This is a genomic window from Cupriavidus sp. CP313 (assembly GCF_054072015.1).
The window spans coordinates 36206-58114 of the sequence record NZ_JBSVZB010000015.1 but is presented as its reverse complement, the minus strand read 5'-3'; the positions used below and the strand labels follow the sequence as shown (position 1 = coordinate 58114).

The window sequence follows — 21909 nt, the reverse complement described above, 5'->3', positions numbered from 1 at the left end:
GGCGATGGCCTTGTCGGGACCATCGTCGTCCGGCATTTTTTTAAACTCAGATGTAAATAATTCTCATTTACACAGTGATACAACTTGCCCGGCGCAGGATGCCGGCCAACATCGAATGAGGGGTAAGCCATGGTTTGCAGCAGCATCATCGAGAGTATCGGCGGGACACCCGTGGTCCATCTGCGCCGCCTGTTCGGCGACACCGGGGCCGAGGTTTTTGCCAAGCTGGAGCTATTCAATCCCGCCGGCAGCGTCAAGGACCGCCCTGCGCGCTACATCATCGAAAAGGGCCTCGCCGAAGGCACCATCGGCGCCAACGCCCATATCGTCGAAAGCTCGTCGGGCAACCTGGCGATCGGGCTGGCCATGGTATGCCGCCTGAAGGGGCTGCGCTTCACCGCCGTGGTCGACCCGAAGATCTCGCAGACCAACCTGACGATCCTGCGCTGCTATGGCGCCGGGATCGAGCTGGTGACCGAGAAGGACAGCCAGGGCGGCTACCTGGAAACGCGCATCGCGCGCGTGAAGCAGATGCTGCGCGAGCTGCCGGATGGGGTCTGGATCAACCAGTACGGCAATCCGCGCAACTGGGAAAGCCATTACCACGGCGAAGGCGAGGAAATCCTGCGCCAGCTCGACCGGCCGGTCGACATGCTGGTGCTCGGCGTCAGCACCTCGGGCACGGTGCATGGCATCGCGCGCCGGCTGCGCGAGGCGTGGCCCGCGCTGAAGGTGGTGGGCGTGGACGCCGCCGGCTCGGTGCTGTTCGGGCACCCGCCGGCCAGCCGCGAGTTGCCGGGCATCGGCGCGAGCCGCGTGCCGGAGCTGCTGTGCCGCGAAGAAATCGACCAGGTCATCCATGTGGACGACCACGCGGCGGCCCTCGGCTGCCGGCGCCTGCTGGCGCAGGAAGGCATCTTTGCCGGCGGGTCGTCCGGCGCGGTGGTTGCCGCGATCGGACGCCTGCTGCAGGACCTGCCGCGCAGCGCACGCCCGCCTCGCATCCTCACCCTGTTTCCTGACCGCGGCGAACGCTATCTCGACACCGTCTACGACGACGCGTGGCTGGAACGCGTCGCCGCCATCCATCGCGCGCGCACGGCTTCGGCTGCCGCGCAATCGTCCATCCCTGCACACGGAGTGACCGCATGAACGCCCCCATCCAGACCCCCGCAGCCGAGCTGCGCTACCTCAGCCGCGCCGACCTGATCGCCCTTGGCGCCGACCATTCCGACGCCTTCGTGCAGGCCATTGCCGAAGGCCTGGCGCTGCATGCGCGCGGCGAATGCGTGCAGCCGCTCAAGCCCTACCTGCGCTGGACCGGCGCCGACCATATCGCCGACCGCATCATCGCGATGCCCTGCTACGTCGGCGGCGACAACCCGGTCGCCGGCATCAAGTGGATCGGCAGCCGCCAGCACAACCCGCAGCGCCACGGCCTGGAGCGCGCCAGCGCGGTGATCGTGCTCAACGACGCCCAGACCAACTACCCGGTCGCCATCATGGAAGGCGGGCTGATCAGCGGCATGCGCACCGCGGCCATCACCGCGGTGGCGACGCGCCACCTGGCGCGCGCGGGCTTTACCGACGTGGCCTGCATCGGCTGCGGCCCGATCGCGCGCATGCAGCTGCAGACGCTGCTGGAGCAGTTCCCCGGCATCCGCTGCATCCACCTGTTCGACCTGTCGCGCGATGCCATGCAGGCAATGCGCAGCCAGCTGGGCGCGCGCTTCCCGGCGGTTGGCTGGGAGCTGTCGGCCAGCGCCGAGGCGGCGGTGCGTGCCGCCGACGTGACCGTGACCTGCACGGTTGCGGATGCGCCGTACCTGGAGCATGCCTGGCTCAAGCCCGGCGCCTTTGTCGCCAACGTCTCCATCATGGACGTGCACAAGGACGTCTACGAGAAGGTCGACAAGGTCGTGGTGGACGACTGGGACCAGTCGAACCGCGAGAAGAAGATCATCAACCAGCTGGTGCTGGAAGGCCGCTTCAGCCGCGAGCAGCTGCATGCCGAGCTGGGCGAGATCGTGATCGGCGCGAAGCCGGGACGCGAGCGCGACGACGAGATCATCCTGCTCAACCCGATGGGGATGGCGCTGGACGATATGGTGTGCGCGCGCCATTTCCACCAGCTTGCGCTGCAGCGCGGCGTCGGCGTGCGCCTGCCCCTGCTATGACGGTGCTGCCTCACGACCCCGTACGGGAGCGGATGCTGGCGCAGGACCTGCTGGACGCATTGTGGCAGGAAGACCTGTACGGCATGCGCGCTCACTGCCGCCCGGTGGCCGCCGACGACGCGCCCCTGGCCGCGCTCGCCGTCGACCTGGGCGCGGCCGGCATGCTGCTTTGGCTTGGCCGCCGCCTCGACGGCCCCAGGCCGTTGCAGCTTGGCGCCGGCGACGACAGGCCGCCGATCGTCCTGCAACGCGACGGCAGCGCCATGGCGCTCGGCGCCGCCGCGGCGCTTGATGCCTTGCAGTCGGCGGACTGGTGGCCGGGCCGCAGCGAACGCCTGCAGGCGCTGTTCGCGCTGGCCGAGGCGCAGGCCGCGCATACGCTCGCGCACGAGCCGGCCATCCTGGACCGGCTCGCGGCGGCGCCGCGCGCGCTGCTGTCGTGGGAGGCGGTCTGCTGCCTGCGCGACCGCCCCTTCCATCCGCTTGCCCGCGCCAAGGCCTGGGGCGACGCGGCCGGGCCGCGCGCCGGCTTTGACGCGGAATCCGGGCAACCGGTATGGCTGCACTGGATCGCCGTGCCGACGCACCGGATCCGGACCGGCTCCACGATGGAAACGTCCGCGCAACCGCTGGCCCGCTCGCTGCTGCAGCCCGATGAGCTGGGCCGCCTGGCGGCACGCGCCGAAGCCGCCGGCGTGCCGCGCGGCTACCTGTGGATGCCGGTGCATCCGTGGCAATGGCAGCAGCAGGCCCACGCCGCCGCCGCCAGCGGGCAAGCGCCATGCATCGACCTCGGCAGCGGCATCGGCGCGGCCTACCCGACCGCCTCACTGCGCTCGCTCGTCATCCATGGGCGGCCCGAGCTCCACGTCAAGCTGTCGCTGGGCGTGCAGGCACTGGGGGCCAGGCGCACCCTGCCCGCGCGCTACCTGCATAACGGCGCGCTCGCGCAGCAATGCCTGACCCAGCTGCAGGCGCGCGATCCGTGGCTCGGCCAGCACCTGCTGCTTTGCGACGAGCGCGACTGGTGGGCACTGCGCCAGCACGACTCGCTGATCGCTGAGCCGGGCGACCTTGCCTGCGTGCTCAGGCGCTACCCCGGCGACCTGGCGGCTGGCACGTGGCTGTTGCCCATGGCGGCGTGCGCGGCGCTGACTGCCAGCAACGACCTGCCGGCGCTGCGCCGGCTGTCCTGCACCGATGCCGACGAGGCCTGGGCGGCGTTCCGGTGCATCGCGGCCCTGCTGCTCGAAACCGGCCTGCGTTGCTTTGCCAACGGCGTCATGCCCGAGCTGCATGGGCAGAACGTCGTGCTGGTGGTCGGCGAGGCAGGCCCGCGGGCGCTGCTGCTGCGCGATCACGACACCCTGCGCATCTGCCCGTCCCTGCTCGCGGAGGCCGGCGTGGACGTGCCGGCGTACGCAGTGGACACCTCCACGCCGAATACGCTGATGCTCGATGCGCCGGAGCAACTGCTCGCGTACTTCCAGACGCTGGCGATCGAGGTCAACCTGTACGCCATCGCCGCCGCGATCGCCGTGGCTTTCGACAGCCACGAGCGCACGGGCTGGCAGATCTTGCGCGAGGAGATCGCACGGCTGCTGCCCGCCGGTACCGGCAACCGGCCCGCAGAGATCGCGCGGGCCGCACTGCTGGAAGCGCCGGAATGGCCGTTCAAGCAGTTGCTGACGCCGCTGCTGGCGCGCGAGACCGCCGGCACCGGCATGCCCAGCGCGCTCGGCAGCCTGTGCAACCCGCTGCGTGAGAGCGGAGTCCCGTCATGACGCCGGCGCCGCAAGCCGGCCCGTCGCGCGACATCGCCCTGCTGCTGGCCGGCCAGGCGGTGGTGACGACGGGCCTGATGACGCTGGTGCCGATCATGCCGCTCTACCTGCGCGACCTCGCCGGCCCCGATGCCGCGCACTGGAGCAGCCTGGCGCTTGCCGCGCCCGGCGTCGGCGCGCTGCTGCTGGCGCCGTTCGCCGGCAGCTGGTGCGAACGATGGGGCTACCGCCGGCCCTTGCTGCTGTCGTTGTCCGCCTTCACCGCCAGCCTGCTGCTGATGGGCCTGTCCACGCACGTGGCCGGCTTCATGGCCGGCCGCCTGCTGCAGGGCGCGAGCGCCGTCGGCGTCTTGCTGACCATCTGCATCGGCCGCGTCAGCACGCCTGGCATGCGCGGCCGCGCCTTCGGCATGCAGGAATCGGCCGTGGCCACCGGCGCCTTGCTGGGGCCGGTGCTCGGCGGCGTGCTGCAGGACTGGTGGACGGTGCGGCCGATGCTGCTTGCGGTCGCCGCGGCCAATGCCGTGCTGACGCTGCTGCTCGCATGGCGGCTGCGCGAGCCGGCGCCACAGGCGTCGCCAGGCGCCGGCTCGCCGCGCGGATTCGCCGCGATGCTGGCGGACGCGTCGCTGCGCCGCTGGCTGCTGGCCGGCTGCCTGACGCAGGCGGGCGCGTTCGCGCTGGTGAACGTGTTCGCGCTCTACCTGCAGCAGCGTTACCCGCACGATGCCCTGCTTGGCAGCAAGACTGGCTTCCTGCACGCGCTGGGCTGGCTGGCCGCGATGCTCGCCAGCCCGCTGTGGGGCGCGCTCAGCGACCGCGGCACGACTGCGCGCGCGTTCATGCTGGCCGCCGGCGGCTGCGCAATCGCGCTGGCGTTGCTGCCGCTTGCCGATGCGCTCTGGCAGATCGGCGCGCTCCGGGTCGTGCAGGGCGCGCTGTTCGCCGCGCTCGCGCAATCCATGCTGTCCTATTGCTGCGCCCGACTGCCCGCGAACTTGCACGGCAGCGCCACCGGCATCGCCAAAAGCGCCATGACCGCCGGGCAACTGGTGGGGCCGCTGGCGGTGATGGCATGGCTGCCACGCTCCGACCCGGCGGGTACGTTATGGCTGATCGCCGCCATGTTCGCGCTGGCCGCCGCACTCGTCGTCCCTGATCGCTCATCGTTGTTTGCCACCGTCCCTGATGCGAGGTAACTGCATGCTTTCCACTCTCCTGCCCCCGACCGCCGTGGCACCGCAAGGGCGCCTGCGCGCCCATCGCCCGGACCAGGATACCGCTGCGCCCGACGCCGTCGAGCGCCGCCTGATCGAGCAATTCTTCAACACCTATTGCCGCGAGACCGGCATCGTCGATCCGCGCCTTGCCACGCACCTTCCCGCCCCGGTGCCTGCCGTACTGCAAAGTACCCTGGGCCGCTGGCGTTCCGAAGGGCTGGAACCGGCGGTGCTGGCATTGGCAGACCGTAATGGCGGCCACCGCTGGCTGGCCGCGGCACTCACCTACGTCTCACCGATCGGCTACCACCGGCTCGCGGATGCGCTGCTGTCCGAAGGCAGCGCCTTCCACCCGCTGCGCCGCGTCGAGAAGCTGGCCGAAGCCATCACCGAGGCGCTCGCGCATGCCTACCCGCAGAGCGCCGCCACCGACTGGCCGGAGCGCTTTGCCACGCTGATGAAGAACGGCATCCAGAAGGTGCGCCTGTACCACCGCGAAGCGCCCGCACGGCAAGCGCCCTCGCGCTTTATCGCTGCCGAGCAAGGGCTGCGCTTCGGGCATATCTTCCACGCCACGTCAAAGGCGTCCGAAGGGTTCAGCCACGATGCGCTGCAACGCTATGCGCCGGAGCTCGGAGCCACCTTCCAGCTGCACTACTTCGCAGTCGCCAGCGACCTGCTGGAGAGCAGCGCCATCGACGGCCAGCCGCTGCCGATCGACCCGGCGGCGATGGAGGCCGCGGCGGACCTGCTCAAGGAAGGCGACTACCGCCTGCTGCCCTGCCATCCCTGGCAAGCCGCGCAACTGCTTGCGCGCAGCGAGATCCAGCCGCTACTGGCCAGCCGCGCGATGATTTCCCTCGGGCCGCTGGGAGAGCTGGCCTGGCCGACCTCGTCGGTGCGTACGGTGTGGTTGCCGCAGCAGCAACGCTTCCTCAAGCTGGCGCTCGATATCCGCATCACCAACTTTGTCCGCAACAATCCGCCCGAGCACGTGCGGCGCGCGCTGGATGCCAGCCGCGCCATCGCCATGCTGCCCGAGGCGGCGCGTTCGTCCGCACACTTCACGGTGCTGGCCGAAACCGGCTACGCCGTGCTTGCGCTGCCCGACAACGCGCTGCGCGCCAGCACCGCGGTGATCTTCCGGCAAGGCATGACCGGCCCGCATGGCGACGCCGCGCAAGTGCTCGCCACGGTGCTGGAGGAGCCCGCGCATGGCGCCGGCATCCTGGACGGCCTGCTGCGCGAAGCGCTGGGCCATCAACCTGGCGCGCCGGATATCCGCCGCTGGTGGGCGCGCTATCTCGACGTCACGCTGCTGCCGCTGGCGCGCCTGTTCGCCGAGCACGGCGTCAGCCTGGAGGCGCACCTGCAGAACAGCATGGTCGCGTTCGCGGGCGGCTGGCCGGTGCACGGCTATGTCCGCGACATGGAAGGCGCCAGCATCAGCCGCGCCCGCTTTGCCTGGGCGGCGCAGTTCGATGCCGACAGTCCCGCCCTGTACACGGAGGAAGCCGCGCTGCATCGCTTTGCCTATTACGTGCTGGTCAACCATATCGGCCACTTCATCGCCTGCCTGGCGCGCACGGGCGGCTGCGACGAAGCCACGCTGTGGCAGGACACCGCAGTCGCGCTCGACGCAGGCGGCCCATCGCTGCGCCAGCTGCTGGCGTCGTTGCAGGCCCTACCCACCCTTCCCGCCAAGGCCAACATGCTGAGCTGCTTCGGCCGCCATGGCGAAACGCCTGCGTGGGCAGGCGTCCCGAACTTCCTCGTATCCGCACCGCAAGCCTGAGCCCCCGATGAACACGACCGATTACCAACGACTGATCCAGAGCCCGCAATACCGGCAAGCCGCCCGCCGCGTGCTGCGCCAGCTGCTGGAAGCCCTGTTGTTCGAAGACTGCCTGCGCGACGTGCTTGTCACCGACGCTGGCGTCGAACTGCCCGGCGTGACGGCTGACGGCCAGCCCGTCAGCTATCGCTGCGCCGCGCAGCGCACCGCCAGCTTCGGCCGCATCCGCATCCGTGGGCCCGTGCTCCGTTGCGAAGGCGAGAGCCAGGCTGAAGCCGACGACGTCGCGCAACTGCTGTCCGAGCTTGCCGGCCAGCTCGATGCCGACCCGGTGCGCCTGCAGCAGTTCGGGCTGGAGCTGCTGTCCACGCAGGTCAAGGACGCGCAGTCCCACCATGCCAACGGGCACGCCGGACAACCGTTGCGCGATGCCGGCTACGATGCCATCGAAGCGCGGCTGACGGGTGCCCATCCCTACCACCCGGGCTATAAATCGCGCATGGGTTTCACGCTGGCGGACAACGGACGCTACGCGCCGGAATGCGCCGCGCCGCTGCAGCCCGTGCTGCTGGCAGCGCGCCGCTCGCATTGCCGCTGGAATCTCGGCAACGCCGAGGCATCGCCCGAGAGCCTGCTGCCACCGCCGGCGCGCGCCGCGTTCGAGGCCGCGTTGCGCGAGCATGGCGCCAATCCTGCCGACTACCTGCCGCTGCCCGTCCACCCGTGGCAATGGGACGAGGTCATCGCGCCGGGCTACCACGGCGCGTTCGCGCGCGGCGAGCTGATCGCCGTCGGCGAGATGCCGGGCCGCTACCTGCCCCAGCAGTCGATCCGCACCCTCTCCAATGTCGATCAGGCCGATGCGTTGTCGCTGAAGCTGGCCATGAATCTCGTCAACACCTCCACTTCGCGCGTGCTGGCGCCGCACACGGTATGCAATGCCGCCGTGTTGAGTGACTGGCTGGCGAGCCTGGTGGCGCGCACAGAATGGACCGAGCCGATGGCAGCGCCGGTGTTGCTGCGCGAAGTCGCCGGCGTCAGCCATGTGCCCGCCGCGCCGGTGCAGGGCCAGTACGGCGCGCTTTCCTGCATCTGGCGCGAAAGCATCCACCGCTATCTGGCACCCGGCGAGGCCGCCATCCCCATGACCGCGCTTACCCATATCGATGTCGACGGCCAGCCGCTGATCGAGCCGTGGATCCGCCGTCATGGCGTGCGCGTCTGGCTGCAGCGGCTGGTGGAGCGCGCCTGGCTGCCGGTGCTGCATCTGCTCTGGCAGCACGGCACCGCGCTCGAGTCGCACGCGCAGAACATGCTGCTGCTGCATGTCAACGGCTTGCCGCAGCGCGTGGCGCTCAAGGACTTTCACGATGGCGTGCGCTTCTCGCGCCAGTGGCTGTCCGGCACGGCGCCGCAGCTCACGTCGCCGCCAGCCGAGCATGCGCGCGTCAACCCGAACTCGTTTATCGAAACGGATGATGCCGATGAACTGCGGGACTTCACCTGCGACGCGCTGTTCTTCGTCAACCTGGCTGAACTGGCCCCGCTGCTTGCCGGGCATTACCAGCTTGAGGAAACAGAGTTCTGGACCATCGTGGCAGGCGTGATCCGCAGCTACCAGCGCGCACACCCGCGCCTGGCTGAAAGCTTCCGGCGCTTCGACTGCTTCGCGCCCACCATGTCGATCGAACTGCTGGCCAGCCGCCGCTTCATGCCCGAAATCCGGCTGCGCACGCGGCAGGCGCCGAATCCGCTGGCGCTGGCGGAGGCGGCATGAGATCGCTGAAGGCGCGATTGTCGGATCCGGGCGGCGGCCCGGTGCACGGCCTGTTCTGTTCGACGCCTGCGGCGCTGACCGTCGAACTGATCGCTGCTGCCGGCTATGACTTCGTGGTGATCGACCTGGAACACACGCTGATCGATGGCGCGCAACTCGGCACCATGCTGCTGGCGGCGCGCGCCAGTGACATCGCGGCACTGGTGCGCGTGGCGGCACCGCACCAGGTCGCGCCGGCGCTGGACGCCGGTGCCCAGGGCATCGTCTTCCCGCGCATCAGTGCTGTAGCGCAGGCAAGGCAGGCAGCCCGGCTCTGCCACTACGCACAGCATTTGCCGATGCCCGGCGAGCGGGGGCTGAACGCCACCTGGCATAGCGCGTTCGGCCGCGACGATCTTGCCGCGGCCACTGCCGCAGCCGGCGCCGATACGCTGGTCGTGGCGATGATCGAAGACGGCACCGCGCTCGATGCGCTCGACGACATCGCCGCTATACCCGGGATCGATGTGCTGCTCGAAGGCGCCGCGGATCTCTCGCAGTCGCTGGGCGTGCCATGGCAGACGCGTCATTCGCTGGTGCGCGACGCCGTGGCGCGCATCGCCGATGCCGCGCGCGGGCACGGCAAGCATTTCTGCGCGCTGCCCCGCACCCCGGAAGACGCCGCGCTCTGGCGCCGGCAAGGCACGCGCATGCTGCTGCTCGGCGACGACCGCGGCATCGCGCGCCGGGCCATGGCCGCGCACCTGCAATCCCATTCCCATTCCCAGTCATCAACATAGAGCCGCCCCTCTCGCCACAACATGAACCCGCAAATCATCACCCGTTACCTGGATGGACTCGATCCTCGCAAGGGGCCTGCATGCGCCTATCTCTATGACCTGGACCACCTGCGCACGCGCGCCGCTGGCCTCGTTGCCGCCTTGCCCGAGGACTGCGATCTCTACTACGCAATCAAGGCCAACAGCGATGCGCCGGTGCTGCGCGCGCTGCTGGGCGCAACGGCAGGCTTCGAAGTCGCATCGCTGGGTGAAATCGAACGCGTACGCGCCGTCGACGCCGACGTGCCGGTCGTGTTCGGCGGCCCCGGCAAGACCGATGCCGAGCTTGAGGGCGCGCTGCGCCTCGGCGTCAGGCTGATCCACGTGGAAAGCGCGCTGCAACTGCGCCGGCTGGACCGCATCGCCCAACGCATGGGCCGGTGCGCCGACGTGCTGCTGCGCGTGAATCCGGCCTACGGCCTGCCCGGCGCCACGCTGCAGATGGGCGGGCGCCCGACGCAGTTCGGCATCGACCAGGCGGAACTCCCCGCCGTGATCGCGCTGGCATGCGACCTGCCCGGCGTGCGCCTGGTCGGGCTGCACCTGCACGCGGGCTCCAACAGCCTGGACGCCGACAAGCATCTCGAACTGATTGCACGCCATATCGCGCTGGCGCAGCAATGCCGTGACGAACACGGACTGGCGCTGGAATGGCTGAATGTCGGCGGCGGCATCGGCATCGACTACGCCGATCCCGATCACACCTTTGACTGGCCGCGCTTCTGCGCCGGGCTGGCGCAACTGCTGCAGGAGCGCCGGCCCGGCTGCCGCATCGTGCTGGAATGCGGCCGTTTCATCAGCGCCGACTGCGGCTGCTACGTGGCTGAAGCCATCGACCTCAAGCATAGTCACGGCAAGCACTTCGCCATCGTGCGCGGCGGTACGCACCATTTCCGGCTGCCGGTGTCATGGCAGCACAATCATCCGTTCTTCGTCGTGCCAAACGACGCGTGGCCTTACCCGTTTGCGCGCCCGGAGCTGACTGACGCAAGGCTCACGATCTGCGGCGAGCTTTGCACGCCGAAGGACGTGTTCGCGCAGGAGGTGACGGTGCCGCGCGTGCGCGTGGGCGACCGCATCGTCTTTATGCTGGCCGGGGCCTACGGCTGGCATATCTCGCACCACGACTTCCTCAGCCATCCGCATCCGGACAGGGTGTTTTTCGGCGAGTAGCCGGCCCCGGATCTATTCCGCGCCGGCGCGCGGCGCGCCTCCCCGGTCCTTATCCTCCCGCGCAAGGGAGTTGATACAAATTGTATGCAATTTTTGTATCACGGAATGCTTATCCCTGCTATTCTTGCTCCCCGGTTGCGGCCTGGAACTTGATCCCGGCCACGCTCGCGGCAGGCGGTCTCCGCCTGTCCGGCAGCGCGCAATGACAGGGCCGGGGGCAGCCCCTCCCCCGGCGCCAGAAGAACAAGACAGTCCGGAAACATATCCGGCCAGACAACAGGAGACATGAATGGCGCCCTTGCTGTTCAAGGTGGAAGACCGCCCCCCGCGGCTGACGACGTTTTTGCTTGCGCTCCAGCATCTGCTGGCCGCCCTGGGCGGCATCATTGCGGTGCCGCTGGTCATTGGCGGTGCCCTGAAGCTGCCGCCGGACCAGGTCATTGCGCTGGTGAATGCCGCCCTGCTTGGCTCGGGCATCGTCACCATCATCCAGTGCAAGGGCATTGGGCCGGTGGGCATCCGCATGCCATGCGTGATGGGCACCAGCTTCGCCTTTGTCGGCGCGGCCATCAGCGTGGGCGTCGAACACGGCGTGGCCGGCATCCTGGGCTCGGCGCTGGCGGGCTCGCTGGTGATGATCCTGGGCAGTTTCTTCATGCCGGCGATCCGCAAGCTGTTTCCGCATACCGTCACCAGCGTGGTTGTCACCATGATCGGCCTGTCGCTGATTCCGGTGGCCATCGACTGGGCCGCAGGCGGCCAGGGCAGCAGCCGCTATGGCGCGCCCGGCAATCTGGCGATTGCTGTCGCGGTGCTGGCGCTGGTGGTCGCGGTGGTGCAGTGGGGCAAGGGCATGCTGTCGGCCTCGGCCATTGTCGTCGGCATTGCCGGTGGCTACCTGCTGTGCCTGGCGCTGGGCCTGGTCGACTTCACGCAGTTTCACCGGGCGCCGGTGTTCGCGGTGCCGCAGCCGCTGTACTTCGGCATGTCGTTCCCGATCTCGGGCATCGTCGCCATGTCGATCGCCTTCCTGGTGACCATTGTCGAGTCGACGGGCACGTTCATGGCGCTGGGCGCGGCCACGCAGCGGCCGATCTCCGGCAAGTGCCTGTCGCGCGGCATCCTGTGCGATGGCATTGGCTCCGCCTTTGCGGCGCTGGTTTGCAGCCCGCCGCTGTCGACCTTTGCGCAGAATGTCGGCGTGGTCTCGCTGACCGGCGTGGCCAGCCGCCATGTGGTGGCACTGACCGGCGTGATGCTGCTGTTGGCCGGGCTGTTCCCGGTGCTGGGCGCACTGGTGGTGACGATTCCGCAGCCGGTGCTGGGTGGCGCGGGCCTGATGATGTTCGCGATGATCGTGTCGGGCGGGATCCAGATGCTCAGCACCGTCAAGTTCACGCAGCGCAATACCCTGATCGTGGCCGTGTCGATCGGCTGCGGCCTGGCGGTGACCTTCCGTCCGGAATTGCTGTCGAAGCTGCCTGCCTTCGTGCACGAAGTGTTTGGCTCCGGCATCACGGTAGGCTCGCTGTCGGCGGTGATCCTCAACCTGCTGCTGCCCGGCGGCAAGGACGAGCCGGCTGAAGAAGCCGGCCACGGCACCGTCGGCGAGGCTGCCTGAGCGGCGTGCCAGGGCCTGCGCACCACATCAAACGCCCCCGGCACCACTTCTGCAAGCTTCTCCCGGTCGAACCATATGCGCTGGCGCCGGTCATACCCTGACTGTTTTCACTGCAATGAGGAGAAGCAATGGATTGTCCGGTGTGCCCGCAAACGCAACTCGTGATGTCCGAACGCCAGGGCATCGAGATCGATTACTGCCCGAAATGCCGCGGTGTCTGGCTGGACCGGGGCGAACTCGACAAGATCCTTGAGCGCTCCGTGGCAGCCGCCCCGGTGCAGCAGGCGCCGATGCAGCAAATGCCGCAGCAAACCCCGCCCCCGCGACAGGAATACCAGCGCGGCCATGGCGACCGCGACCGGCACTATGAGCGCGAGCAGAAGCACTATAAGAAGAAGAGCATCTGGCACGAGCTGTTCGACTAGCGCTGGCTTGCCAGTGAGCAAGGGCGACGCAAGGTCGCCCTTTTTTGTTGCCGGCCGCAATCGCGCTGTCCCGCGCAAACCGGATCGGCACATCCAGTGCGTAGCACGCTGCCCTCACGCCACCTTGCGCCTGCGCCGTGAAGCTTCCGCGGCAGCATCGCGCAACTCTGGCGGCAAGGCGCGCAGTTCCGCGGTGAAGAACGCACGCTCGGCCGGCCGCAGCGCGGGCAGCTGGGCGGCCAGCCGCTCCACCGCGGCGCACGCTATTGCGGTAGCGCCTTGCTCATGGGTGAGGTACCAGGCCGATTCGAGCAGCAGGTTGGCCAGTTGCAACGGCCCCAGCCTGACGTGGCCGGCGTCATGGTCTTCCAGGGCGAACGCCGCCACGGCGGACCAGCGCACGAAGCCCTTGGCCGGCGCGAACGGTGCGTGGAACGGCCGCAGCGCGTCGACAGCGTCGGCAACGGACAGCGGGCGCTGGCGGCGGAACGCGGCCATGCTGTCGTTGGCCCTGGCTGGCCGGTCGGACGGCGGGGTATCGGGCCCGCAGCTGCCGCGCGCGATGCGCAACAGGAAGATCGCATTCCACGCCGTGCCGCCGCCTACGCCGAACCGGTCGCAGATCCACTCCGACAAGCCCAGCCAGCGCATCGCCTGCCGCTGCACCGCGCTGGCAGACAAGGTGCGCGCGGCATCGACCAGGCCGTGCTGCCAGAACAGCCACAGGCACAGGCCGATATTGGCCGCGGCATGCTGCACGGCATCGACGGAATCCGCCTCGTAGGCTGCCTGCAGCGCGCCGGCGAAGGTATCCAGCGCCAGCTGCGCGGCCTGCGCCGTGCCGGCATGCCCGGTGCGCATGGCATCGGCCTTGTGCAGCAGCGCTTCCAGGTTCAGCACTTCAAAGCGCACGCGCGGGTTGTAGCGCACCACCAGGCGCAGCTCCGGATCGGAGTGCAGCCCTTCCAGGCCGGCACGCGCGCCGTCGCTGTCGCCGCGGGTATAGCGTTCCCAGGCCCGCACGATATGCGCCATGGCGCAGAACGCGGGCGTCGCCGCGCCGGCCTCGGCCGCCTGCACCAGTCGGTCGACACGCCTGAGTGCCGCCCGGCTCTGATCGAGGCGGCCGCAGCGGCGCCAGGCCAGGCTTTCCTTGAGCAGCGACAGCGCTTGCTGGAAACCGTCGCCGGCACTGCGGCCTGCCGCGCGGAAGGATTCGGCCACGGCTGAGCCGTGCATGCCCGCGTGGCCGTCCTGCGCGCCGCGCATGGCCTGGGTCAGCTCGCTCCAGAAGGCCATGTCGCGCATCACGTAGCCAACACCGTCCGGCTGGCCCGCCGGCGCCGCTTGCGGCCCCGTGGGAAAGCCAAGGCGACGGGCCAGCGCGGCCGGGCCCAGCGTGCGCCCGTCGGCCACAAAGCGCAGGCGCCGCGCGCTCGCCGCCGTGATCCAGAATGGCCCGCGGCTGCGCTGCGCCGGATTGGCCGCGGCTGGGTCGCGCTGGCGGTCGGCTCCCCATCCGACCGCCACCTGCCAGCGCGCAAAGTCCGCAAACGCACGCGACGCCAGCATGCGCAGGTTGGCCGCCGTCGGGAAGGCGCTGCGCACCACTGCCGCGGTGACACCGCCCTCCCCGGTGCGATGCGCATGCCAGATGCGCGCCAGCAGCCAGACCGACTGGTAGCGCGCGGGTTGGCCGTCGACCCGGTACGGGGCCGACACGTCGATACGGATCGGGGCAGGCGTGGCTGGCATCAGGCAGTCAGGGATCGAGTGAAAACGCTGGCGGCGCCCGTCATGTTACGCACGTTACAGCCAGCGCGGTTGGCGTTACCTGGGCACTCTCCTATGCTGCGCACCACGGTCCGGGCCCGGATTGCCATCCCCTCAACTCCTCTGCACAGCCATGAACAAACATCTTGCTCGTTTGCTGACACCGATGGCGATCGGCTTCGGCCTGCTTGCCACCAACCTGCCCGCCCTGGCGGCACCGAAAGAAGTCCCGCTGGATGCCGCGGCGCTGTTCCACCAGGCCGATACCACCGGCACCATGGTGATCTACGACCTGCGGCGCGACCGCATGCTGACCTACAACAAGCCGCGTGCGGCCACGCAGTACTCGCCGGCGTCGACCTTCAAGATCTTGAACTCGATGATCGGCCTGGAGAGCGGCGCCGTCGCCGACGTCGACCATGACAAGCTGCCGTGGGACGGCAAGGTCTGGCTGGTCGGCGGCAAGGCCATCCTGCCCGACGCCTGCAACGCAGACGTGCCGCTGCGCGTGGCCTTCCCCAACTCCTGCGTGCCGGCCTACCAGGCGCTGGCGCGGCGGGTTGGCAGCGCGGCCTACCAGCGCTACCTGACTGCGTCGCACTATGGCAATGCCAACAGTTCCGGCCAGGTCGACCGCTTCTGGCTGAACGGCACGCTGCAGATCTCCGCCTACCAGCAGATCGACTTCCTGAAGGGCGTGGTGCAGCGCACGCTGCCGTTCTCGCCTGCCACCTTCAAGGCCGTGGACGACATTACGGTGATGGAGCGCACCGCCGCCTACACCCTGCACGCCAAGACCGGCTGGGCCGATTCGGCCAGGCCGGCAGTGGGCTGGCTGGTGGGCTGGGTCGAGCGTGGCGACGACGACTACCTGTTTGCGCTCAATCTCGACATGGTGCGGCCCGAACACGCCAAGGCGCGCATGGAGATTGCGCGCGCGGCGCTGCGGCAGGCGGGGGCGTTGCCGGATTGACGCTGCCGAAGGCGGCCGCAGGATGTGCGGCCGCCTGCAGTCACCGCCCTCAGACACTTCACCCAGGCAATTTCTCCCCCGTATTTCAGATCCGTCTGATTTACCTGCCGACCCCGGATCGATAGTTTTGGCCGGTCGGCATTTCCCACCGCGTCGCCCGACGCAACCAATCCATAGTGGGATCTGCCGGCGCCCGTATGCAACGGGACAGCAAGACCTTTCCCACAATCCGGAGGTGAAATCCAATGAGAAAAATAGCAATGCCGGCAGCCCTGCTGTCGGCTATCGCGCTGCTGGCCGCCTGTGGCGGCGGCGGGGACGACGCAACGACCACACCGGCGGCACAAACGCCACCGTCTGAAAATAATCCGGCACCTGCGCCTGCACCAAAGCCTGAGCCCTCGCCCGAAGCAGCACCGCAACCTGCACCCACTGGCGAGCTGCGGCCGAGCCTGAGCGCACCGCAACCGGGCTCGACGGCAGCGGTCGGCAATGGCAGCGAAGGTCTCTGGGTCGGCCTCATGAACGCCACGCTGGTCGACAACAGCGGGAAGTTCGTGCACGCGAGACTGACGGGCGTGCTGGGAGGCGCGTTCCAGTTTTCTGGTTCGGCCTGGACGCTGGGCCCCGGCACGCTGTACGAAACCGGCTTTGCCTACCCGGCCACCGGGGCCGGCACCATTACCCCGGGGCAGCGCTTTGACGGCAATTTCGTCGCCACGCCAGGCAACCCTACCAATGTGCTATCCGGTACCTACGATCCGTCCAACGCGCTAGCCGTGGACCAGGCTGCCATCGCCGGCAACTGGAAGCAAGACGGCTTTGCCATGCAGATCGACGACGCCGGCAACGTCACCGGTACCTATACCAGCGGCACCCGCATTTGCGACCTGCAGGGCACGGCAACGCTTGCCACCCCGGGATCGGCCAAGAACCTGTATGCGGTCAGGATCGTTGCCGAAAACTCCACGCAGCCGGGCAGCACCGGCTGCGCGCTGTCGACTCGCGTGCCGCACAACGGCTTTGCCGCGATCCGCCTGATGCCGGCCGACGGCAGCATCATCGTGAACAGCAGCACGCGCTATGCGCGCACGCTGGTGATGGCCGGCAGCACCGGGACCGGCGGGTATTTCACCATGCAGATGTCAAAACAATAAGCCCGATCCCGGGCAACGCCCCCTGGGCGGTCCCCCTGTGGGCGGACCGCCGCAATCTTCCCCCTTCCTAGCCACGGCAGTGGCTTCCTCATCACCTGACACCCAGGCGGCGCATCCGCCCTCCGGGTTTCCCCGCGGTTGAGTTCTGCGCTCCCATATCATTTAATTCAACGTGAATTAATTAATAGCGGACGGAGACAAGATGACCGCATCCAAAGCGGGCCGTGGCGTGAATTCCGCCAGCCTGCGCCTGTACAACGAACGCGCGCTGCTGCTGGCGCTGCGCCGTGCCGGCGAGGCCTCCAAGGCTGACCTGGCGCGCATGGCGCAACTGACCAATACCGCGGTGGGCAGCATCGTGCAGACCCTGTCCGAGGAAGGCCTGGTCGAGCAGTCCGGGCGCCGCACGGAAGGCCAGCGCGGCCAGCCCGCCAGCCTGATCCGGCTGCAGCCCAAGGGCGCCTTCGGCATTGGCGTACGGCTGGACCGCGGCAGCATCGAGGTGGTGATGGTGGACTTTGCCGGCCATATCCTGGCCAGCCGCGCCCACCAGCTGGTCCTGCCCCACCCCGACCAGGCGCTGGAAACGGTGCGGCACGACATTGCCGAGCTGCGCGCCCTGCTCACCCCCGCCGAACAGAAGCGGCTGCTGGGCATCGGCGTGGCGCAGCCCTATAACCTGGGTGCCTGGCTGCGCGAGCTGGACGTACAGGGCGAAGCCTTCCAGGCAAGCTTCCGTGCCTGGGACCAGGCTGACTTCCCGGCGATGCTCAACGCCGCCACCGGCTTGCCGGTCTTCGGCGAGAACGACGGCACCGCCGCCGCGGTGGCCGAGCTGTTCTACGGGCGCCACCATGCCCAGCATTTCCTCTATGTCTTCCTTGGCCCCGCCATCGGCGGCGGCGTGGTGCTCAATGGCGACTGCGTGCGCGGTGTCTCCGGCAATGCCGGCGATATCGCGATGATGCCGGTGCCGCCCAGCGCGCTGTCCTCCGCGCCGGGCGCTGCGGGCACCGGCAAGCGGCGCGACATCCTGATCTCGCGCGCGTCCCTCAACGCGTTGACCCGCCACCTGCGCCACCACGGCGTCGTGGTCAACGGCCACGCCGACCTGCAGCGCCAGGTCGAACTGGGCCACCCCGCGGTCGAGGAATGGATTGCCGACTGCGTCGATGCGCTGGCACCTGCGCTGCAGTCCGCCCTCGCCGTGCTCGACGTGCCGCTGGTGATCTTCGATGCCGATATCGACGGTGGCCTGGTCGCCACGCTGATCGCGCGCCTGCAGCAGGCGCTGGATGAAGGCGCCCCCGAAGCCCGCGCGCCCGCCACCGTGGTGCGCGGCTGCTTTGGCGCCAACGCCGGCGCGGTGGGTGCCGCGTCGCTGCCGATGTTCATGAACTTCTCCCCACGCGCCGAGCTGCTACGGGGTGCGTCTGCCATCGTTCCGGAGGCCAGCCATGCCATTGTCTGAAGCACCGCGTACCTCGCCCACGCCGCCGCCCTTGCATGGCGGCCATGCGGGCCCCGCCCCGCTGCTTGAACTGCGCAATATCTCCAAGACCTTCCCCGGCGTGAAAGCCCTCAGCAACATGGAGCTGACCGTCTACGCCGGCGAAGTCCATGCCCTGATGGGCGAAAACGGCGCGGGCAAATCCACGCTGATGAAGATCCTGTCCGGCGCCTACATCGCCGATCCGGGCGGCGAGTGCCGCATCGCGGGCGAGCCGGTGGCCATCGACGGCCCGGCCACGGCGCGTGCCCACGGGGTGGCCGTGATCTACCAGGAGCTGAGCCTGGCGCCCAACCTGAGCGTGGCCGAGAACATCTACCTGGGCCGCCACCTGCACCACCGCGGCATGGTCGACCGCGCCGCCATGGCGCGCGCCTGCGAGGCCACGCTGGCCCGGCTGGGTGCGAACTTCACGCCGCAGACGCCGGTGCATGCGCTGTCGATCGCGCAGCGCCAGCTGGTGGAGATTGCCCGCGCGGTGCATTTCGAGACCCGCATCCTGGTGATGGACGAGCCCACCACGCCGCTGTCCACCCGCGAGACCGACCGCCTGTTCGCGCTGATCCGCCAGTTGCGCGCCGAAGGCATGGCCATCATCTACATCAGCCACCGCATGGCGGAAATCGATGAGCTGGCCGACCGCGTCACCGTGCTGCGCGACGGCTGCTTTGTCGGCACGCTCACGCGTGAGGTTCTGACGCGGGCGGCGCTGGTCAAGATGATGGTCGGGCGCGACCTGTCCGGCTTCTACACCAAGACCCATGGCGCGACCGCGCCGGGCGAGATCATGCTGTCGGTACGCAATATGTCCGATGGCCGGCGCGTGCGCGGCTGCAGCTTCGACCTGCGCGCCGGCGAGGTGCTGGGCCTGGCCGGGCTGGTGGGCGCCGGGCGCACCGAGCTGGCGCGGCTGGTCTTCGGCGCCGATGTCCGCACCGATGGCGCCGTGTTCGTGGCCGGCACGCCGCTGGCCGTCACCGGCCCGCGCCAGGCGATCGACGCCGGCATTGCCTACCTGACCGAAGACCGCAAGCTGCAGGGCCTGTTCCTGGACCAGAGCGTGCACGAGAACATCAACCTGATCGTGGCCGCGCGCGATGCGCTGCGCGGCGGGCGTCTGAACCGCGCCAGCGCGCGCCAGCGCACGGCCGCGGCGATCCGCTCGCTCGGCATCCGCGTGGCGCACCCGCAGGTCAACGTGGGATCGCTGTCCGGCGGCAACCAGCAGAAGGTGATGCTGTCGCGGCTGCTGGAAACCCGGCCGCGCGTGCTGATCCTGGACGAGCCCACGCGTGGCGTGGATATCGGCGCCAAGGCCGAGATCTACCGGCTCATCAATGAGCTGGCGCGCTCCGGCGTGGCGGTGCTGATGATTTCCAGCGAACTGCCCGAGGTGGTCGGCCTGTGCGACCGCGTGCTGGTGATGCGCGCAGGCGAGCTGGCCGGCGAAGTGCCGGGCTGCGCCGATGCCGCCGCCATGCAGGAACAGATCATTGCGCTGGCGACCGGCGCCGGCGAACAACAGCCCCCGGTCCTGCATTGAACCGCTGAATTCCCGTACAGGCCGGCAAAGAACGGCCGCGCCGGGGCGGCATGCCGCCTCGCAGCATCAGGAGACACTTATGCGCAATCCCCTCTCATCCACGGCCCATGCGGCCCATGGAGTCACCGCCCAGGCTTCCGCGCCGCTGGCACGCGCCACCGGCCGTGCCACCACGCAGGAACGCCTGCGCGCACTCGGCATGCTGCCGGTGCTGGTGCTGCTCTGCCTGGGCTTCACGCTGCTGACCGAGAACTTCGCCAGCCTGCAGAACCTGTCGATCATCGCCCAGCAGGCGTCGATCAACCTGGTGCTGGCCGCGGGCATGACCTTCGTGATCCTGACCGGCGGCATCGACCTGTCGGTGGGATCGATCCTGTCGGTGTCGGCCGTGGTGGCGATGCTGGTCTCGCTGATGCCGCAACTGGCGGCGCTGAGCGTGCCGGCAGCGCTGCTGTGCGGGCTGCTGTTCGGACTGGTCAACGGTGCGCTGATCGCCTTCATGAAGCTGCCGCCGTTCATCGTGACGCTGGGCAGCCTGACCGCGGTGCGCGGGCTGGCGCGGCTGGTCGGCAACGACAGCACGGTCTACAACCCGGATATCTCGTTCGCCTTTATCGGCAACGGCGACCTGCTGGGTATCCCCTGGCTGGTGGTGATTGCCTTTGCGGTGGTCGCGGTGTCGTGGCTGGTGCTGCGCCGCACGGTGCTGGGGCTGCAGATCTACGCGGTCGGCGGCAATGCCGAGGCGGCGCGCCTGTCGGGCATCAAAGTGTGGGTGGTGCTGCTGTTCGTCTATGCGGTGTCGGGCCTGCTGTCGGGGCTGGGCGGCGTGATGTCGGCGTCGCGGCTGTATGCGGCCAACGGGCTGCAGCTGGGGCAGTCCTATGAGCTGGATGCGATCGCCGCGGTGATCCTGGGCGGCACCAGCTTTGTCGGCGGGGTCGGATCGATTGCCGGCACGCTGGTGGGCGCGCTGATCATTGCGGTGCTGTCCAACGGGCTGATCCTGCTGGGCGTGTCGGATATCTGGCAATACATCATCAAGGGCCTGGTGATCATCGGCGCGGTCGCGCTCGACCGCTATCGCCAGAAGGGCTCTGCCCGTACCTGACACGCGGCCGGACAGGAGAAACACTGTGATCCAACCCATCCTCAAAGCCCTGGCCGCCTGCGTGCTAGCCGCGCTGTGCGCGGCACCAGCCATGGCACAGGCGCCCGCGCAGAACGCGCAGGCTTCAGATGCCCAGGCCGCGCAACGTCCGCTCAAGAAGGTAGGCGTGACGCTGGGCTCGCTGGGCAATCCATATTTCGTCGCACTGGCCCGCGGTGCCGAGGCCGCGGCCCGGCAGGTCAACCCGAAGGTAAAGGTCACCGTGCTGTCGGCGGACTACGACCTGAACAAGCAGTTCATGCATATCGACAGCTTTATCGTCGCCGGCGTCGACCTGATCCTGATCAACGCCGCCGACGCTCGCGCCATCGAGCCGGCGGTACGCAAGGCGCGCAAGGCCGGCATCGTGGTGGTGGCGGTCGATGTGGCCGCGGCCGGCGCCGATGCCACCGTGCAGACCGACAACACCCAGGCCGGCGAACTCGCCTGCGGCTTTATCGCTGACCGGCTCAAGGGCCGCGGCAACGTCATCATCCAGAACGGCCCCCCGGTGTCGGCGGTGCTGGACCGGGTCAAGGGCTGCAAGACCGTGCTGGCGCGCCACCCCGATATCCGCATCCTGTCCGACGACCAGGATGCCAAGGGCTCCCGCGAAGGCGGGCTGAACGTGATGCAGCTGTACCTGACGCGCTTTCCCAAGGTGGATGCGGTCTTCACCATCAACGACCCGCAGGCCGTGGGCGCGGACCTGGCGGCGCGCCAGCTCAACCGGCGCGGCATCGTGATTGCCTCGGTCGATGGCGCGCCTGACATCGAAGCGGCACTCAAGGCCGACACGCTGGTGCAGGCCTCAGCCAGCCAGGACCCGTGGGCCATTGCACGCACCGCGGTGCAGCTGGGCGTGGGCATGATGAATGGCCAGCGCCCGCCCAACCCGACCGTGCTGCTGCCGTCCACGCTGGTGACGCGCGCCAATGTCGGCCAGTACAAAGGCTGGGCCGCGCCGCGGTAAGCGGCATGGCCGGTCCCTCCACCCCTTCCACTATTTTCTG

Annotated in this window: 17 protein-coding genes; 16 read left to right on the top strand and 1 reads right to left on the bottom strand. The window is 68.9% G+C overall.

Annotated features, from left to right (window positions below; translation table 11 throughout):
- Positions 1 to 129: 129 nt before the first annotated feature.
- From sbnA to ACW4E8_RS20440, 10 genes are all read left to right on the top strand, one after another.
- Positions 130 to 1152, top strand: coding sequence for a 2,3-diaminopropionate biosynthesis protein SbnA (sbnA, locus tag ACW4E8_RS20485; protein WP_456806205.1), 1023 nt, complete (start codon positions 130 to 132; stop codon positions 1150 to 1152).
- Entirely contained in the window at positions 1149 to 2177 is a 1029-nt protein-coding gene (gene sbnB, locus ACW4E8_RS20480) for a 2,3-diaminopropionate biosynthesis protein SbnB (protein WP_456806204.1), read from the top strand. Before sbnA ends, sbnB begins: the two co-directional genes overlap by 4 nt.
- 296 nt (positions 2178 to 2473) lie before the next feature.
- On the top strand, positions 2474 to 3961 hold the full coding sequence (locus ACW4E8_RS20475) for an IucA/IucC family protein (RefSeq protein ID WP_456806306.1): 1488 nt from the start codon (positions 2474 to 2476) through the stop codon (positions 3959 to 3961).
- Positions 3958 to 5160, top strand: coding sequence for an MFS transporter (locus tag ACW4E8_RS20470; RefSeq protein ID WP_456806203.1), 1203 nt, complete (start codon positions 3958 to 3960; stop codon positions 5158 to 5160). Before ACW4E8_RS20475 ends, ACW4E8_RS20470 begins: the two co-directional genes overlap by 4 nt.
- Before the next feature lie 4 nt (positions 5161 to 5164).
- Positions 5165 to 6976, top strand: coding sequence for an IucA/IucC family protein (locus ACW4E8_RS20465; protein ID WP_456806202.1), 1812 nt, complete (start codon positions 5165 to 5167; stop codon positions 6974 to 6976).
- Between the two features lie 7 nt (positions 6977 to 6983).
- Positions 6984 to 8753: an IucA/IucC family protein gene (locus tag ACW4E8_RS20460; RefSeq protein WP_456806201.1), complete on the top strand. Its 1770-nt coding sequence runs from the start codon at positions 6984 to 6986 to the stop codon at positions 8751 to 8753.
- Complete coding sequence (locus tag ACW4E8_RS20455) at positions 8750 to 9532, top strand: HpcH/HpaI aldolase family protein (RefSeq protein WP_456806200.1); 783 nt, start codon at positions 8750 to 8752, stop codon at positions 9530 to 9532. The genes ACW4E8_RS20460 and ACW4E8_RS20455 overlap by 4 nt, the downstream gene beginning before the upstream one ends.
- A gap of 21 nt (positions 9533 to 9553) precedes the next feature.
- Positions 9554 to 10744, top strand: a complete 1191-nt coding sequence (locus ACW4E8_RS20450) for a type III PLP-dependent enzyme (RefSeq protein WP_456806199.1) — start codon at positions 9554 to 9556, stop codon at positions 10742 to 10744.
- A gap of 289 nt (positions 10745 to 11033) precedes the next feature.
- Entirely contained in the window at positions 11034 to 12365 is a 1332-nt protein-coding gene (locus tag ACW4E8_RS20445) for a nucleobase:cation symporter-2 family protein (RefSeq protein ID WP_456806198.1), read from the top strand.
- Between the two features lie 128 nt (positions 12366 to 12493).
- Positions 12494 to 12790, top strand: coding sequence for a TFIIB-type zinc ribbon-containing protein (locus ACW4E8_RS20440; protein ID WP_456806197.1), 297 nt, complete (start codon positions 12494 to 12496; stop codon positions 12788 to 12790).
- A 114-nt stretch (positions 12791 to 12904) separates the two neighbouring features.
- On the opposite strand, the gene ACW4E8_RS20435 is transcribed toward ACW4E8_RS20440, so the two are convergent.
- Entirely contained in the window at positions 12905 to 14545 is a 1641-nt protein-coding gene (locus tag ACW4E8_RS20435) for a hypothetical protein (protein WP_456806196.1), read from the bottom strand.
- Positions 14546 to 14696: 151 nt separating this feature from the next.
- Between ACW4E8_RS20435 and blaOXA the strand changes: the two genes are divergently transcribed.
- The 6 genes from blaOXA to ACW4E8_RS20405 all read left to right on the top strand — a co-directional run bounded on the left by blaOXA (position 14697) and on the right by ACW4E8_RS20405 (position 21869).
- Positions 14697 to 15536, top strand: coding sequence for an OXA-1206 family carbapenem-hydrolyzing class D beta-lactamase (blaOXA, locus tag ACW4E8_RS20430; RefSeq protein ID WP_456806195.1), 840 nt, complete (start codon positions 14697 to 14699; stop codon positions 15534 to 15536).
- A gap of 245 nt (positions 15537 to 15781) precedes the next feature.
- The gene (locus ACW4E8_RS20425; RefSeq protein ID WP_456806194.1) at positions 15782 to 16693 is read left to right on the top strand and encodes a hypothetical protein; all 912 of its coding nucleotides are present in this window, start codon (positions 15782 to 15784) and stop codon (positions 16691 to 16693) included.
- A gap of 202 nt (positions 16694 to 16895) precedes the next feature.
- Positions 16896 to 18164 (top strand): ROK family protein, encoded by a 1269-nt coding sequence (locus tag ACW4E8_RS20420; protein ID WP_456806193.1) that lies wholly within the window; start codon positions 16896 to 16898, stop codon positions 18162 to 18164.
- Positions 18151 to 19746 (top strand): sugar ABC transporter ATP-binding protein, encoded by a 1596-nt coding sequence (locus ACW4E8_RS20415; protein ID WP_456806192.1) that lies wholly within the window; start codon positions 18151 to 18153, stop codon positions 19744 to 19746. The genes ACW4E8_RS20420 and ACW4E8_RS20415 overlap by 14 nt, the downstream gene beginning before the upstream one ends.
- Positions 19747 to 19825: 79 nt before the next feature.
- Positions 19826 to 20857 (top strand): ABC transporter permease subunit, encoded by a 1032-nt coding sequence (locus ACW4E8_RS20410; protein ID WP_456806191.1) that lies wholly within the window; start codon positions 19826 to 19828, stop codon positions 20855 to 20857.
- Positions 20858 to 20948: 91 nt separating this feature from the next.
- A complete protein-coding gene (locus tag ACW4E8_RS20405; protein WP_456806305.1) occupies positions 20949 to 21869 on the top strand; it encodes an ABC transporter substrate-binding protein in 921 nt (306 codons plus the stop codon).
- Positions 21870 to 21909 lie beyond the last annotated feature (40 nt).